The sequence below is a fragment of the Thermococcus sp. LS2 genome (assembly GCF_012027375.1).
Lineage (GTDB): Archaea > Methanobacteriota_B > Thermococci > Thermococcales > Thermococcaceae > Thermococcus_B.
In genome coordinates this window covers 473,745-489,195 of sequence record NZ_SNUI01000001.1, presented here as the reverse complement: position 1 = coordinate 489,195, position 15,451 = coordinate 473,745, and the positions used below count along the sequence as shown (strand labels likewise).

Here is a 15,451-nt window from a genome sequence, read left to right as displayed (position 1 = left end):
TTTGGAGGGATAAAAATGGACTTTATTTTAGGAGTCAACTACTGGCCCAGAAAGAAGGCTATGTTCTGGTGGAAAGAGTTTGACGAAAAAGAAGTAAGAGAAGAGTTTTCAGTTATTAAAGAACTCAACCTCGACGTTGTGAGAATTTTTCTACTCTGGGAAGATTTTCAACCAAAAATTGACAAAATTGACAAAAAAAGCCTAAAAAATCTTGGAAAAGTTCTTGATATCGCCAACGAACTAGATCTCAAACTAATTCCAACTTTCTTCATAGGACACATGAGCGGCATAAATTGGCTTCCGGAATGGTTGCTGGATGACAAGCCCCACGAGAGATTCCTTACATATTCAAATGGCAAAGTTGTTGATAGAAGAGCAAGGGATATTTATGAAGACAAAGAAATTCTGAAAGCTGAGGAATTGTTATTGAACACAGTCACATCAGAATTCAGTGATTCCTCTCAAATATATGCTTGGGACATCTCAAATGAAATAGATAACGTTAGAATACCAAGAACACCGGAAGTTGCAAAAAGATGGCTGAAATTTGTTTACGAAACAATAAAATCTAATGATAGTAGACCAGTGACTTTTGGCATTCATCAGGAGGATATAGATAGGAATAAAAACTTTAGAGTTCAAGATGTTGCTCTTTACAACGATTTCCTCTGTATGCATGCTTATTCTGTTTATACAGATTTTACAGATCCCCTTGATCCATATTTTGTACCATTTGCTTGTATTTTAACAAAAGCTCTTGGCAAAAAAAATATTTTAATGGAAGAGTTTGGAATGCCAACTACTCAAGGAGAAACTAGAAAGATAAAATCTGCTACTGGAAAAGATATCCTAGAACACTATCTCATAAATGAAGAAGAGGCAGCAAAATGGCTCGAAAAGACATTAAAGCACCTTTATGAATTTGGAACAATTGGTGCTTTATACTGGAACTTCTCAGATTATCACGAGAGTCTCTGGGACAAGCCTCCATTTGATAAGGCAATACATGAAAGATTCTTTGGACTTCTAAGAAGTGACGGAAGTCTAAAGCCAACGGCATTTGTTCTCAAGGACTTTAAAAACAAAATAAAAGGGTTAAAAAGAAGAGAAATTTACATTAATGTTCCTCCAGACTATTACGAAAAACCTAAAGAGAACTTAGTCAAATTATATAGTGAATTCCTCAAGAAAATCGGGTGATTATTATGATCTTTGCAATAGGTGAAGTATTAATTGACTTCATAGCAAAAGAAGAATGGCCGTTAAAGGACGTTAAGACTTTTGAAAAACATGCTGGGGGAGCTCCAGCCAATGTAACTGTTGGGTTGGCAAGATTGGGAACACCTTCAGCACTAATAAGTAAAGTTGGAGCAGATCCTTTTGGAGAATTCCTAGTTGAAAAGCTCAAGGAAGAGGGAGTAAACACAGACTACATAAAACTTGACAGAGAAAAGCATACTGGTGTCGTTTTTGTCCAGCTGATTGGAGCTAAGCCAGAATTCATCCTCTATGATGGAGTTGCCTATTTCAATCTGAAGATTGAGGACATAGATTTCTCTTTTCTCGAGAAAGCTTCTCTGCTTCACTTCGGAAGTGTTCTCTTTGCAAGAGAGCCGAGCAGAAGCACAGTTTTTGAAGTCCTCAAAAAAGCGAAAGGAAGAATTCCAATAAGCTATGATGTGAACATAAGGCTTGACTTGTGGAAGGGAAGAGAGGATAAGATGCTTAGGGATATACAAAAGGGACTGGAATTTGCTGACATAATAAAAATTGGTGATGGAGAGCTTGAATTTTTAAGGAAACATGGAGTAGAGGTGGAAAATTTTGACTTCAAGCTTTTGGCTGTAACCAAGGGAGAGAGGGGGAGTGAAATAATTCACAGTGGCTTAAGAGTTCAAATTCCGGCTCACAAAGTTAAGCCCGTGGATACAACGGGGGCTGGAGACGCTTTTATGGCAGCCCTTCTCACATCGTTCTGGTACATGGACAAGCTTAACAGCCTAGAATTCACCAAAGAAGAGCTCTTAAAAATTGGCAGGTTTGCCAACCTCGTTGCTGCTCTTTCAACGCTTAAAAGAGGAGCATGGAGCATTCCAAGGATTGAAGAATTAAAGGAGTATGAAGAAGCGAAAGAAATATTCACTGCGATAAAATTTCTCCCATGACATTCCTCCAGCTCATGCTTGAGTTTACAAGCTCTTCCAGTGTTATTTCTCTTTCTTCTGCAATCTCTGGCTCATAATCACTTAGCGTCTTTAGAATTTCCTCTTTTGAAAGCTTCCCCTCATCAAACACTATCACTCCCGTTTTTGAATATCCATTAATGAAAACCCTATAAGTTGCTGGATTAATGCTCAGCTTGTACTGTAAATCCATCGCTTCATGAGGGGCAATTTTGCCAAATTTAAGTTTAATAAACTTAAGCTTTCTCTTCATTGGCATCACCTCACTCGAAGTAGTTCTTTATGTCAATGTATGTCTTCCTGTAAAGCTCGCTCTTCTTCATCTTTTCAACAAACTCTTTAGTTCTGATGTACTTGTCTTTCTTGTACTCCCAATCTGGGTGGAGTTTCTTCCACTCCTCCCAGCTGTAGCTGAACTGTGCCTGCACCTTATCTCTATAAAGTTCTGGGAGCACGTTGAAGGTACAGAAGGGCACTATTCTTCCGTCTGGTAGGGCATAGTGGATTACACATCTCTCGACTCTCTCAACATCATAGTTGTACTCATCCATGAAGTGCATCATTCCAAGGAATAAAGTTTTGTAGTGGAACTCTCCGAGAGCATCGTATGTTCCACGGGCAAAGGCATTCTTTATTACGTCAAGGACATCAAAGCTCTTTGGAGCGTATTTTTCATCGTAGAAGCTCTTGAACTTGAGGAATATCTCAGCACCAACTTTAAGCTTCTCAAGCCTGCCGAGCTTCTTCCATTTTTCAAGCTCTTCTGCTTTTTCTTCAAGGAACTCCACGAAGCCCTCAACATCGAGGAACCTTGATATCGGAATTACTCTGTCCTCATCAAGGAAGACGTAAGTTGCAGCACCGCAGCCAAAGTGAGAGGTCATGTAGTATCTGTGTCCCGTGAATGCTTCAAAGAATCTTGCTATATGCCCAGCTATTGGAATGGGATACCAGTCTTCTCTTGCTATTGCACCGTTTGTCTGCTCTTCAATCTTCTTTATTGCCCCAGGAATTGTGATCCTAAACCTCTGCCTCTCCTTCTTTGGAACCCTACCAACGAGGGAAATCGGCTGGAAGTTTACTCCTCTAACAATGTCAAGATGGTTAAGACCAAAGTTAATTATAGCTCCAAGCTCGTGGTCGTTCACATTCCTTATTGTTGTTGGGACTAAGACGATTCCAGGCCCACCTGCTTTTCTGACGTTCTCAAAGATGAGCGGAATCTCCCAGTGGTTCTTCCAGTTTGTCTGTGGGGTCATGCCATCATAGCTTAGATAGAGAGTATTAACTCCAGCCTCCCTAATCTTCTTAACCAGCTCTGGCTCAAAAGCTAATCTGATTCCATCGGTGTTGAGCTGAATATGATCATAGCCCTCTTCCTTTGCGATCTTGATTATCTCAATTAGGTCTTCTCTAAGTGTTGGCTCTCCACCGGTGAACTGAACAGCTGTTGCTCCAATGGGGATCTCTTTTTTAGCGTTGCGGAGCATCAGTCTAATCTGTTCAAGCGTAGGCTCGTAAATTGGCTGTCCTTCTTTAGCATAGAAGAAACAGTACCAACAGCTCAAATTACAGCGGTTAGTCAGGACTATATTGAGCAGATTAGTGTGTGAGCGGTGCCTCGGACAGAGACCACAGTCAAAAGGACAATTAACACCACTGTTTTCTACATTAAAGCTCGCTAATTTCTTTTCCTCGAATCTCCACTCCTTAAAGCGATAATACATCTCAACATCTTCATAATAAACTTCAGTGATTAAACCTTCAGGACATTTCTTTGTTATCCAAACTTTTCCGTCTTTTTCCCAGACAACTGCTGGAACAACTTTCCTGGTTTCTGGACAGAGGGAGTAAGTTCTGTGAGGTAAAGGACCACCGTACCCTCTACTTGCCTTTTTAAGCAGATCTTGGAATTCCTCCTCACTTAATTCAGGATATTCAATGAGATCGCGAACTTTCCTAGTTAGCTCGCTAAACTCCTTCTCACCGCTTGGAATTTCACCTATGACTTCAGCCATTTTATCACCCCTGGTATTGGATTACCCGAAATGGTATAAAAACTTTTGCGTAAATATGCAGATTTACTTGCATAGGTATGGCAGGCTAAGAGTTAAATACACTCAGAGGCAGTTAAAGTTGGTGAGCGAAATGCCAGCCAGAGAGATGAGAATGGAAATGTTCCTAAGGGCCCTGATGCGGAGGGACTTCAATAAAGCAAAGTCACATCTCGAAAAGCTCAAAAAGATGGTAGGCGACGATGAGTGGGGAAGGGGGTACTCAAAAGCAATAAACGGCTTCATATCTGCCCTAAAGGACAACGATTCCGATGCACTAATAGTTCAGCTCGTAAAAGAGGTTGATCACGAGAAAGCTGAGCAGCTCTTAGAGCATTTTGAAGGAATCCTAAAGCATGAGTTTAGGGATGAATATGAAAAAGGCTATTATACAGCATGGGTTGAGCTCTTAAAGGCTTATCTCTCACAAAAGACTCTAGGTGTTAAACGTGGCAAAAGAGGAGCTGATGAAAAAGCTTGAGGAGAAGATAAAGAATTGCACAAAATGCCCATTAGGTATGCTGAGAACAAACGCTGTCCCCGGTAGCGGGAGTTATGATGCAAAAATAATGTTTGTTGGCGAAGCTCCCGGGTATTGGGAAGATCAAAAAGGACTGCCGTTTGTAGGAAGAGCAGGAAAAGTCTTAGATGAACTTTTAGCTGAAATTGGTCTAAAAAGGGAGGATGTATACATAACGAATATAGTAAAATGCCGTCCCCCCAACAACAGGGACCCAACTGAGGATGAGATAAAAGCCTGCTGCCCATATCTAGACAGACAGATTGACATAATTAGACCTAAGGTTATTGTCCCATTAGGGAGACACTCTATGAGCTACATTCTCAAAAAATTTGGCTTTGAAGTGGAACCAATAAGCAAAATCCACGGAAAAACATTTGAAGCAAGAACGCTCTTCGGAAAGATTATCATAATGCCAATGTACCACCCAGCAGTTGCTTTGTATAAGCCCCAGCTCAAAGAAGAGCTTAGGAAGGACTTCAAAAAGCTGAAGGAAATTCTGGATAACGTTTAGGGTTTGCTTTTGTCAAATCTTCCCGAATAATTTTCTTCGTTAAACACTTGCTTTAAACTTTTTTCGTTATTTGTCTAATTGGATATAGACTTTTAGAGAAAGATTTTTATAAAAGGAGACCGTTAACGTTACCGATACTACATCATACTACATAGACATTCATAAACGTCCAAGAAAGTTCACCATAGAACATTCGAAAATCTTAAATAATTTTCGATAAAATTTCGGCAATAATCAGAACGACAAAAATATTTCCAAAAACTTTATAAGCATGCCAAATAACGAATGTCTACAAATTTAGGTAGGAGGTGTTAGTTGATGGCAGACTTTGGAGTTTTGTCCCTGCTACCACCACTTGTGGCTATCATATTGGCTATTTGGACAAAAAGAGTATTGTTAGCTCTATTTGCAGGTGTCTGGATTGGTGGAGTGATGGTTTCGGGATGGAATCCAATAACGGGAACCACTCAAACTTTGGACTGGATAGTCGGAAACGCCATTGACGACTGGAACGCAAAAATCCTACTGTTCGACTTTTTAATTGGTGCAGGTGTGGGATTAATTTACAAATCTGGTGGCGCCATGGCAATTGCAAAAGCTCTAACTAAAACAGTAAGAACAAGCAGGGCTGCATCACTTATGGGCTGGCTTTTAGGTATTCTAGTGTTCTTCGATGATTATACAAACACAATTATCGTTGGTAACACTATGAGACCAATAACTGATAAAACAAGGGTTTCAAGAGAAATGTTAGCTTATATCGATGATTCTACTGCTGCTCCAGTAGCAGGTTTAGCGCTTGTTTCAACATGGATTGGTTATGAAGTTGGTCTAATCGGGGATTCATTCAAAGACCTCGGGATAACTTTAGGACCTTATGCCGCTTGGCTTTCAAGTGTTCCATACAGATTCTACTCAATATTTGCAATAATCTTAGTGTTCCTCGTTGCCTACACTCAAAGGCACTATGGAGCAATGCTCCACGCCGAATACAGAGCAAGAACAACTGGAAAAGTTCTCCGCGATGGTGCAAAACCATTGATGACTACTGAAATTGACTTAGGAGCGCCAAAAGAAGGTGGAAATGTTCACACATTCATATGGCCAATACTAACACTCGTCTTTGTCACACTCTACGGGATGTGGGTTACTGGCGGAGGTAGTGAGACTTTTGCTTCAGATGGACTAATGGGTGTACTTTCAAACTCTGACCCAGCTTTAGCCTTGCTTTGGGGTTCATTTGCAATGGTCGTTGTAGCGTTCTTCCTCGTCGTTGGAATGAAAATAATGACAGTAGAAGAAGCAGAAACAGCAATAGTTCAAGGTATGAAGCAGATGATTATTGCAAACACCATATTGCTCTTAGCCTGGAGCATTAAGAGCGCAACTGATGCAGTAGGAACAGCAAATTACGTAGTTGGAATTGCCTCTGGAGTGCTCTCACCAGGAATAGTGCCGCTAGTTATATTCCTAATTGCAATGTTCATCTCATTCACAACTGGAACATCATGGGGAACCTTCTCAATTATGATGCCAATAGCTATTCCACTAGCTTACCACATAAGTGGGGAAGCAGGACCAGTACTTTGGGCTTCAATTGGTGCAGTCTTCGCTGGAGGTATCTTCGGTGATCACTGTTCACCAATCAGCGATACGACAATCATGAGTTCAATGTTCTCCGGAAGCGACCACATTGACCACGTTACAACCCAAATCCCATATGCAGCAACAGCAGCAAGCGTTGGAATTATACTGTACATTCTCTTCGCTATAGGAATTAGGACTTGGATAGTCCTCCTTCCAATAGGTCTTGTACTGCTAGTAGCAGCACACTGGTTCCTCAGCGAATGGTATGGAAAGAAGTACGGTATTCCACATGGAAAAGTGCCAGTATATGTAGTTGAGGAGTGATCTTCTCTTTTCTTTTTGTCTTTCCATCAAGTTTTAAAGGGAGTTCTTTAATTCTTTTTGGAGGTGAAGTAATGCTAATTAGAGCTTTCATTCCAGCACATATAACAGCGTTCTTTGTGCCTAAGTTCAATGAAAATCCCCTTCTAGCCGGCTCTCTTGGAGCAGGGATTAACTTGACAAAAGGCACCAATGTTTTTGTGAGCATCGAAAGCGGATTAGAGAGGCATATTCACATTGCATTCAATGGGGAACCAATAAAGAGAGAGGAAGCAGTCATCAGCTATTCTGTTGCTGAAGAGATAATCCCCCAAGAATTCAAGGGAGAGGTGGAAATCTGGCAGTACTTTGACTTCCCAAATGGATATGGCTTCGGCAATAGTGCCGGTGGAGCTTTGGGAACAGCTTTAGCTTTAGGATACTATTTTAAGAATAAAACATTCCTTCAAGCAGCGCAAATAGCTCACAAGCACGAAGTCCTTAACAAAGGTGGCTTAGGGGATGTAATTGCTCAAGTACACGGAGGAATTGAGATTAGGATAAAAGCTGGAGCTCCTGGAATTGGTGTTGTCGATAATATATTTTCCGAGGAATACAAAGTTCTTGCAATACCTCTAGGAAGATTATCCACAAAGGAAGTCCTTGACAGCGACGTTATAAAAGCAATAGAAAGGGAAGGGCAAAAAGCCTTAGAAAAGCTCCTTAAAAATCCAACTCCCGAAAACCTCATGCATCTCGCAAGAGATTTTGCCGAGAACACAGAGCTTTTGAACGGGGAACTGTTAGAGATTGCAAGAGAAATTGACAAATTAATAAAACTTCCCTCCTCTATGGTTATGCTTGGAAGAAGTCTTTTTGCCCTTTTAAGGGAAGAAGAACTGCCTAAAGTTCAAGAAAGACTTAGAGATTTAGGCATAGATAGCTATCATATCTGCGGAATTTACGATGAAAAGCCAAAGGTTGGGAGATGGATAGGCTGACCTCCTCCTTGCCCTGAAGGGAGGGGGTTCCTCTTGGGCGTCATAACCTCCTCCCTTAAGGCGTTTCATCGGTTCGGGGGCTCATCCCCTACTTCCCCGTTGCCGGGTTTTCGGTTCAACCCGAGGGCCCGGTCTTGAGCCCGTTACCCTACCAGCCCAAGCTGGCTCGGGGTTATCGTCCCAAAGCCCCCCTCAAGGGTTTCCAACCATCCAACCGGGCATCAATTGAAAGCTCCCTTCGGGGCCATCCCTCAACGGGACACGAGCAAGCGAAAGCCTTTCCAAGGACAACCCGTTCGGAAACCCCTTCAAGGTTCAATTACTACGGCAAGGCTTATAAGGCTTTCGATGCTCCAAAAGCCAATCCTGAATTACTGCATCCCTGCCTTAAAGGGCGAGACTTCCAGAAGAAAAAGGTAAGCTTTTATCCATTAACTCCCTATTTTTTATGGTGGTGAGTTATGCTGTACAAAGAGTTAGCCGAGTTATATAGAAGACTGGAAAAAACAACACTCAAGACTTTAAAAACAAGGTTTGTCGCTGATTTTCTCAAGAAAGTTGAGGATGAGGAGCTTTTGGAAATTGTACCCTATCTCATTCTGGGAAAGGTCTTCCCAGATTGGGATGAAAGAGAATTGGGCGTTGGTGAAAAGCTCCTTATTAAAGCAGTTGCAATGGCAACCGGTATTAATGCAGAGTGGATAGAGAATTCGGTAAAAGACACTGGTGATTTGGGTGAGAGTGTCGCATTAGCTCTTCAAAAAAGAAGACAGAAGAGCTTTTTTGGGCAGCCTTTGACAATAAAGAGAGTTTACAAAACTCTTGTAAAAGTTGCAGAAACTACAGGGGAAGGAAGCCAAGATAGGAAGCTTAAATATCTTGCAAACCTCTTCATGGATGCTGAACCAATTGAAGGGAAGTATTTGGCAAGAACAATCCTCGGAACAATGAGAACAGGAGTTGCAGAGGGACTTTTGAGAGATGCAATAGCTGAGGCATTTAGAGTAAAGCCAGAGCTCGTTGAGAGAGCTTATATGCTAACAAGCGACTTTGGGTTTGTTACAAAAATAGCCAAGCTTGAGGGAAATGAAGGATTATCAAAGGTCACAATCCAGATTGGAAAGCCAATAAAGCCGATGCTTGCCCAGATGGCTGCTAGTGTTAGAGAAGCTTTAGTCGAAATGGGCGGCGAAGCAGAGTTTGAAATTAAATATGACGGCGCGAGAGTTCAAGTTCACAAAGATGGAGATAAAGTGATTATCTATTCCAGAAGACTAGAGAACGTTACAAAGTCCATTCCAGAGGTCGTTGAGAGGATAAGGAAGAGCATAAAACCAGAAAAAGCCATAGTTGAAGGAGAGCTCGTAGCAGTTGGAGAAGGAGGAAGGCCGAGACCATTCCAATATGTCTTGAGGAGATTTAGGAGAAAATACAACATCCAAGAGATGATTGAAAAAATACCTTTGGAGCTTAATTTATTTGATGTCCTCTACGTTGACGGGGAGAACTTAATTGATACTCCTTTTATCGAGCGCCGTAAGAAATTAGAGAGCATAGTTGAAGCTAATCAGTGGATTAAAGTTGCAGAGAACTTGATAACCAAAAGCCCAGAGGAAGCTGAGGAATTTTATCATAAAGCCCTCGACATGGGACATGAAGGCTTGATGGCTAAGCGTTTAGATGCTGTTTACGAGCCAGGTAACAGAGGTAAAAAGTGGCTCAAGATCAAGCCAACGATGGAGAACCTCGATTTAGTAATCATTGGAGCAGAATGGGGAGAAGGAAGGAGAGCGCATGTCTTAAGCTCTTTCCTACTTGGTGCTTACGACCCTGGCACTGGGACTTTCGTCCCAGTTGGAAAAGTGGGCAGCGGATTTACAGATGAAGACTTAATTGAGTTCACAAAAATGCTTAAGCCTCTCATAAAGAAAGAGAAAGGAAAATTCGTAGAAATAGAGCCCAAGGTAGTAATTGAAGTTACATATCAAGAGATTCAAAAGAGTCCAAAGTACGAGAGCGGCTTTGCACTGAGATTCCCAAGATATGTGACTTTAAGAGATGATAAAAGTCCAGAAGATGCTGACACCGTAGAGAGGATTGCACAGCTGTATGAGTTGCAAGAGAGAATGAAAGCTGGAAAGCGTTAGGTTTTTAAACGCTTTTTTGTGTACTTCTTTTCAAAAGTTTTTTCAATTTGACATCTTGGTGATAAAAATGAAGGATGAGCTAATCAACATGATATTTGAAGAGGGATGCATAAAGTTTGGGCATTTCATTTTGACCTCTGGAAAAGAGAGTAGCTATTACATTGATATTAAAAAGCTCATAACCAACCCCAAAGCCCTAAAGCTAATTGCAGAGCTTATGAAAAGCGAAGCTGAAAAGAAGAAGATTGAATTTGACAAAGTTGCTGGCCCTGAACTTGGCGCAGTCCCAATTGCAACAGCTTTAGCTTTAGAAACAGAAAAGCCTCTCTTGATAGTAAGAAAGAAAAAGAAAGAACACGGGACTGGAAAGCAAATTGAGGGGGAAGTGAAAGCTGGAGATAAAGTACTTCTAGTTGAGGATGTAACGACAACAGGTGGGAGCGTTTTAAGAGCAGCGAAGATTCTTGAAAAAGAGGGGGCAAAGATTGTAGGAATTATAGTTGTAGTTGACAGGGAAGAGGGAGCCAAAGAAAACATTGAAAAAGAAGGCTACACACTGATTCCGCTTGTGAGAGTCAGCGAGCTGTTTGAGTACAAAGAAAAATCTAAAACCTAAAAGTTCAACAGTCTCTCAGTTATTATCTCATCAACAATTTTCTCCACTTTTGCTTTACCAAACATCCACTCCTCCAGAATTTCCCCACATTCCTTTAATCGCATCGCTTTGATACAGAAGCTCTTGGTTTGTATTTCAGTATCGGCACGCCTATATTCACTGAGTGAGGAACACGATTATCAAATGGTATTACTCCTATAACTGGCACACCCATATCACCTTCAAGGAATTCAATTATTCCACTAATATCCCTCGAAGATTCCCTTACCTTATTCAGCACGACAGCAACGTTTAATCCAAATAAATCACCCAATGTTTTAAGCTTGATAACCTCATTCTTCACCATAGTCTCAAAAGAGTAAATCGGGGAACGCTCTACCTCAATCACAATAATTTGATAATCAGCAAGCTCGAAGATATGGAGCGTGTCAAAGGGTATTCCAGTTGGAGAATCTACAATGGTAACACTAAACTCATTCATAACATCCCCTATAACTCTCCTCAAACGAGATGCTGGGACGTTTATGATATCCTGAAGCTTTGTGCTACCCGGAATTAAATGAACACCGGTTTTATGTCTGTAGATAGCATTTTCAACTTTAAGTGCAGGGTCTCTAAGAAGACTATGAATGTTATACCTAGGGAAATCAATCCCAAAATGAAGACCTAGCTTTGGAAGGTACAAGTCCCCATCGACAGCTAAAGTTCTGTACTTATTTTTGGCAAAATAAACACTGAGATTTGAGGTCAAAGTCGTTTTTCCTGCCCCTCCTCTTCCAGTAACAACAATCACAACCATTTTAATTTTCACTTCCACACAACAACTTACTTGTTTTAATATTACCACGTCGTCATTATATATAAAAGTGCTGTTTGTTGAAAGAATGAACACAAATCCAAAAATAATTTTAAAAAGCAGAAATGAGACCAGATTAAGTTTCAATGTAATCATCAAGGGTTTTAGCTCTAACCATGATTGTAGCTTTTTCTTGACCATAGAAAACCTCAACCAAGCCATCAGATTCTAAACTTTTAAGAGTCTGAAGAAGTTTGGGCATGGGTGTTTCCAGCTCTTCACTCAATTTCTGCAAAGTTACGGCTTTTTTCTTTACAACTAAAAGCTTGTATATATAATCCCTCCTACGCATACAGAAACACCATTATTGTTTTCTGCACACCATTCTAATAAAGATTACTGGACAAAATTTGCCTTCTGAACTGTTCTTTTTGAGCGGAATGTTTAAAAGTTTTTGTGATTAAATGTGAGTGTATGGTAGTGAAGGAAAAGCTTTACACGGTCAAACAGGCGAGTGAGATACTCGGAGTTCATCCAAAAACAATCCAGAAATGGGATAGGGAAGGGAAAATCAAAACAGTCAGAACCCCGGGAGGGCGGAGGAGAATTCCAGAAAGCGAAATAAAACGCCTACTCGGAGAAACATCGAACAATGGTTTAATCATTGGCTACGCCAGAGTCTCCAGTCACACGCAAAAAGACGATTTAGAAAGACAAATTGAAACCATCAAACAATATGCGAAAGAACGAGGATGGGAAGTCCAAATACTCAAGGACATTGGTTCAGGATTGAACGAGAACAGGAAAAACTATCGGAAACTCCTCGAACTTGTAGCAAAAGGAGAAGTCTCAAAAGTCATCATCACTTACCCCGACAGACTCACCCGTTTCGGGTTTAAAACACTCGAATTCTTCTTCCAACAGAATGGAACAGAAATAATAGTCCTCAACGAGAAGGACAAGACTCCAAAAGAAGAACTCATTGAGGATTTAATAACCATAATCAGCCACTTTGCGGGCAAACTCTACGGAGCTCGTTCCCACAAATACAAGAAACTCAAGGAGGGCGTGAAAAAACTAATCGAGGAGGTTGAGGAGTGAAAATCATCCTCACATACAAGATGAACCACAACTGGCAAATAGACGACCTCCTCACCGCATACCAGCAAACACTCCAGCGAGCGATAGATGAGATTTGGAGCAAAACTGTCTGGAAAGAAAAGAAAGTGAAACACTACTATTCTATTGGAAACGGAAAACGAAAACACTATGAAACCACCAGACTAATCCCCCACTTCCCAAAATCAAATGAATTCAAAAGGAAACTAAGGAACGAACTCCTCCAGAACTGGCCTTTTGCCAAACACTACGTTGATTCTGCAATAAAGACCGCCTACTCGATTTTGGAGAGCTGGAGGCAAAATTACCTCAAAGGGAGACGGAAGAGAAAGAAACCAGCCTTGAGGAGAAAGTTTATTCGAGTGAAAACAACGCTAATGAAAATTAATGACTCAAAAATCAGGATTACCGTAAAACCACGTGAGGAATACCTTGAACTCGATTACTCCAACGAATGGTTTTACGAGCGGATTAAAGGCTGGAAGGTTGGTGAACTGATAATCAGGGAAAACGACGTTCTCCTAACCTTTTCAAAAGAAATTGAATTTTCTGGAGAAGTTAAAATAGGGATTGACAGTAACTTAATGAGCCTCGACGTTTACCATCCGAAGAAGGGCTGGATAAAAGTGGATTTGAGCGAACTCCACAGAATTGCAGAAACTTACGATAGGATTATTGACGGATTGAAGAGTATTCAGCGGAAGGCTTCAAAGAGGATTGGAAAACTCCTCAAGAAGTATTCTGCAAGGAGAAAGAACCGTATTGAGGACTATCTGAACAAGTTGGCCGTTCAACTGTCGAGAGAGTTTCCCAATGCAGTTTTTGTCTTCGAGGATTTGAACAAGTTCAACATGCTGAAGAACGGTTCGAAGAAGTTTAACCGGAAACTCTCCCGCTCAACTTGGGGTAAAATCATCCGAAAACTCTCCTACCGTGTTCCAATTGAGTTTATTAATCCTGCTCACACTTCATCCACCTGCCCGAAATGTGGGAGTAGGTTAGAGTCCCGAAACGGGCTGGTGGAGTGTCCTAATTGTAGTTTTGTTGGTGATAGACAGTTTGTTGGGGCGTTCAACATTTGGATGCGGGGACTTGGGGTCGCCCTGAGCGGGGTTGAGGCTAATGACTTACTCCCCAATGAACCCAGAGGGGAGTTGAGGCTAATGAGACCCAAGTCCGTCGTGAGAGTAAATTTAAACGGGAAGGTTTTCACTCACAAACCTCCTAAAAACTCACGACGGACAGACCCCAATCCTTCAAAAACAAAAGTTTATAAAACTGCTCAACCGAGCCACATTTATGAGAACAGAAATCAAAAAGCTGAGTGAAGAAGGATTTGGAGTTGCAAAAGTTGGTAGAAGGAAAATTTACGTTCCATTTACGGCTATTGGTGATGTAGTTGAGATCAAAAAATGGCATAGAGAAAAAAAGATACTTGTTGCTCATGATTATGATATAATTGAATTTTCCCCTTTAAGAGTTGAACCAAAATGTGAGTACTTTGGAAAATGTGGGGGCTGTATATTACAGCACTTGCCATATGAGGAGCAAGTAAGGTTCAAAGAAGAAAAATTAGAGAAAATTCTCGGATTTCACATTGACGTGCTTCCTTCTCCAAAGATTTACGGGCACAGAAACAGGATTGATGTTATCATTTCTACAAGGGGGATAGGATTTAGGAGAAGGGGCACTTGGTGGGATGTTGTTAACATAGAGAAGTGCGAGGTCTTTGGTGACAGAAGTAAAAGAGCATTAAAAGCATTGAGAGAGTTCATGGAGGATTATAACCTTGAACCATGGGATTTGGAGAAAAGTGAAGGATTCATGAGGTACATCGTTATGAGAGAGGGCAAATTCACGGGCGAATTCATGATAAACCTAGTCACAAATGAAGGGCCTCTTCCAGAAGAAGTGTCAGAGTATTTTGACTTCGCAGATTCAATATACTGGAGCATTAATGCGTCAAAAAGCGATGTTTCCTATGGGGAACCAAGAAAGTTCTGGGGCAGTGAGTTCATAAGAGAGAAGCTCGATGATGTTGTGTATCTCATCCATCCAAACAGCTTTTTCCAGACGAATTCCTATCAGGCTGTAACTCTTGTAAAAAAGGTAGCTGAGTTTGCAGAGGGTGAAAAAGTTCTTGATTTGTATTCTGGCGTTGGAACGTTTGGAATCTATCTAGCAAAGAGGGGCTTTAAGGTTGAGGGAATTGAAGTTAATCCCTTCGCAGTTGAAATGGCAAAGAGAAACGCTGAGATTAACAATGTTGATGCTAGGTTTTATGTTGGTGAAGACAAAGATGTTGAGAATCTCAAGGAATACGACACCCTCATAGTTGATCCTCCAAGGGCCGGACTTCATCCAAAGCTCATACGGAGAATACTCAGAGATAAACCCGAGACAGTTGTCTACGTTTCATGCAATCCAAAAACACTCTCCAAGAACTTAGAAGAGCTTAAAAGCATTTATAAAATCGAAGAAATAATTGGGCTTGATATGTTCCCCCATACTCCTCACATAGAGGTAGTAACGAAATTAAAATTAAAAGTTTGATTTTAAAACCAAAAAGTTCAAAACGTTAATATAATAGATTTGCCAAATTAATTATGAGGTG

Annotated in this window: 15 protein-coding genes; 11 read left to right on the top strand and 4 right to left on the bottom strand. The window is 40.9% G+C overall.

The window, feature by feature from the left end; all coding sequences use genetic code 11:
• The first annotated feature begins 15 nt into the window (after positions 1-15).
• Both E3E24_RS02475 and E3E24_RS02470 read left to right on the top strand, forming a co-directional pair.
• Complete coding sequence (locus E3E24_RS02475; RefSeq protein ID WP_167887267.1) at positions 16-1,200, top strand: beta-galactosidase; 1,185 nt, start codon at positions 16-18, stop codon at positions 1,198-1,200.
• A 5-nt stretch (positions 1,201-1,205) separates the two neighbouring features.
• Positions 1,206-2,165: a carbohydrate kinase gene (locus E3E24_RS02470; protein ID WP_167887268.1), complete on the top strand. Its 960-nt coding sequence runs from the start codon at positions 1,206-1,208 to the stop codon at positions 2,163-2,165.
• Here the strand turns inward: E3E24_RS02470 and E3E24_RS02465 are convergent.
• Both E3E24_RS02465 and tes read right to left on the bottom strand, forming a co-directional pair.
• On the bottom strand, positions 2,140-2,442 hold the full coding sequence (locus E3E24_RS02465; protein ID WP_240912226.1) for a DUF3213 domain-containing protein: 303 nt from the start codon (positions 2,440-2,442) through the stop codon (positions 2,140-2,142). The genes E3E24_RS02470 and E3E24_RS02465 overlap by 26 nt on opposite strands.
• Positions 2,443-2,446: 4 nt before the next feature.
• Positions 2,447-4,201 (bottom strand): tetraether lipid synthase Tes, encoded by a 1,755-nt coding sequence (gene tes, locus E3E24_RS02460; protein ID WP_167887269.1) that lies wholly within the window; start codon positions 4,199-4,201, stop codon positions 2,447-2,449.
• Between the two features lie 130 nt (positions 4,202-4,331).
• On the opposite strand from tes, the gene E3E24_RS02455 reads away from it, so the two are divergent.
• The 6 genes from E3E24_RS02455 to pyrE all read left to right on the top strand — a co-directional run bounded on the left by E3E24_RS02455 (position 4,332) and on the right by pyrE (position 10,922).
• On the top strand, positions 4,332-4,718 hold the full coding sequence (locus E3E24_RS02455) for a hypothetical protein (RefSeq protein WP_167887277.1): 387 nt from the start codon (positions 4,332-4,334) through the stop codon (positions 4,716-4,718).
• Positions 4,687-5,271 (top strand): type-4 uracil-DNA glycosylase, encoded by a 585-nt coding sequence (udg, locus tag E3E24_RS02450; protein WP_167887270.1) that lies wholly within the window; start codon positions 4,687-4,689, stop codon positions 5,269-5,271. Before E3E24_RS02455 ends, udg begins: the two co-directional genes overlap by 32 nt.
• A gap of 318 nt (positions 5,272-5,589) precedes the next feature.
• Positions 5,590-7,182 carry a Na+/H+ antiporter NhaC family protein gene (locus E3E24_RS02445; RefSeq protein WP_167887271.1) on the top strand — a complete coding sequence of 531 codons (1,593 nt, stop codon included), beginning with the start codon at positions 5,590-5,592 and terminating at the stop codon, positions 7,180-7,182.
• 71 nt (positions 7,183-7,253) lie between these two features.
• Positions 7,254-8,159 carry a pantoate kinase gene (locus tag E3E24_RS02440; protein ID WP_167915595.1) on the top strand — a complete coding sequence of 302 codons (906 nt, stop codon included), beginning with the start codon at positions 7,254-7,256 and terminating at the stop codon, positions 8,157-8,159.
• Positions 8,160-8,620: 461 nt separating this feature from the next.
• Positions 8,621-10,306 (top strand): ATP-dependent DNA ligase, encoded by a 1,686-nt coding sequence (locus E3E24_RS02435; protein WP_167915594.1) that lies wholly within the window; start codon positions 8,621-8,623, stop codon positions 10,304-10,306.
• Positions 10,307-10,373: 67 nt separating this feature from the next.
• Positions 10,374-10,922, top strand: coding sequence for an orotate phosphoribosyltransferase (gene pyrE / locus E3E24_RS02430; protein ID WP_167887274.1), 549 nt, complete (start codon positions 10,374-10,376; stop codon positions 10,920-10,922).
• A 94-nt stretch (positions 10,923-11,016) separates the two neighbouring features.
• Here pyrE and E3E24_RS02425 read toward each other — a convergent pair whose 3' ends face one another.
• Both E3E24_RS02425 and E3E24_RS02420 read right to left on the bottom strand, forming a co-directional pair.
• Complete coding sequence (locus E3E24_RS02425) at positions 11,017-11,733, bottom strand: MinD/ParA family protein (RefSeq protein ID WP_370520437.1); 717 nt, start codon at positions 11,731-11,733, stop codon at positions 11,017-11,019.
• A gap of 121 nt (positions 11,734-11,854) precedes the next feature.
• Complete coding sequence (locus E3E24_RS02420; RefSeq protein ID WP_042682396.1) at positions 11,855-12,070, bottom strand: helix-turn-helix domain-containing protein; 216 nt, start codon at positions 12,068-12,070, stop codon at positions 11,855-11,857.
• Between the two features lie 122 nt (positions 12,071-12,192).
• Between E3E24_RS02420 and E3E24_RS02415 the strand changes: the two genes are divergently transcribed.
• The 3 genes from E3E24_RS02415 to rlmD are packed head-to-tail and all read left to right on the top strand — an operon-like array spanning position 12,193 to position 15,390.
• Positions 12,193-12,819, top strand: coding sequence for an IS607 family transposase (locus tag E3E24_RS02415; RefSeq protein ID WP_167887343.1), 627 nt, complete (start codon positions 12,193-12,195; stop codon positions 12,817-12,819).
• Positions 12,816-14,165 carry a transposase gene (locus E3E24_RS02410; RefSeq protein ID WP_346766023.1) on the top strand — a complete coding sequence of 450 codons (1,350 nt, stop codon included), beginning with the start codon at positions 12,816-12,818 and terminating at the stop codon, positions 14,163-14,165. Before E3E24_RS02415 ends, E3E24_RS02410 begins: the two co-directional genes overlap by 4 nt.
• Entirely contained in the window at positions 14,137-15,390 is a 1,254-nt protein-coding gene (gene rlmD, locus E3E24_RS02405) for a 23S rRNA (uracil(1939)-C(5))-methyltransferase RlmD (RefSeq protein WP_167886469.1), read from the top strand. Before E3E24_RS02410 ends, rlmD begins: the two co-directional genes overlap by 29 nt.
• Positions 15,391-15,451: the final 61 nt, after the last annotated feature.

Coding starts and splice junctions, on each gene's coding strand:
- E3E24_RS02475 (WP_167887267.1), top strand. CDS start 16: ATGGACTTTATTTTAGGAGTCAACTACTGGCCCAGAAAGAAGGCTATG.
- E3E24_RS02470 (WP_167887268.1), top strand. CDS start 1,206: ATGATCTTTGCAATAGGTGAAGTATTAATTGACTTCATAGCAAAAGAA.
- E3E24_RS02465 (WP_240912226.1), bottom strand. CDS start 2,442: ATGCCAATGAAGAGAAAGCTTAAGTTTATTAAACTTAAATTTGGCAAA.
- tes (WP_167887269.1), bottom strand. CDS start 4,201: ATGGCTGAAGTCATAGGTGAAATTCCAAGCGGTGAGAAGGAGTTTAGC.
- E3E24_RS02455 (WP_167887277.1), top strand. CDS start 4,332: ATGCCAGCCAGAGAGATGAGAATGGAAATGTTCCTAAGGGCCCTGATG.
- E3E24_RS02445 (WP_167887271.1), top strand. CDS start 5,590: ATGGCAGACTTTGGAGTTTTGTCCCTGCTACCACCACTTGTGGCTATC.
- E3E24_RS02440 (WP_167915595.1), top strand. CDS start 7,254: ATGCTAATTAGAGCTTTCATTCCAGCACATATAACAGCGTTCTTTGTG.
- E3E24_RS02435 (WP_167915594.1), top strand. CDS start 8,621: ATGCTGTACAAAGAGTTAGCCGAGTTATATAGAAGACTGGAAAAAACA.
- pyrE (WP_167887274.1), top strand. CDS start 10,374: ATGAAGGATGAGCTAATCAACATGATATTTGAAGAGGGATGCATAAAG.
- E3E24_RS02420 (WP_042682396.1), bottom strand. CDS start 12,070: ATGCGTAGGAGGGATTATATATACAAGCTTTTAGTTGTAAAGAAAAAA.
- E3E24_RS02415 (WP_167887343.1), top strand. CDS start 12,193: ATGGTAGTGAAGGAAAAGCTTTACACGGTCAAACAGGCGAGTGAGATA.
- rlmD (WP_167886469.1), top strand. CDS start 14,137: ATGAGAACAGAAATCAAAAAGCTGAGTGAAGAAGGATTTGGAGTTGCA.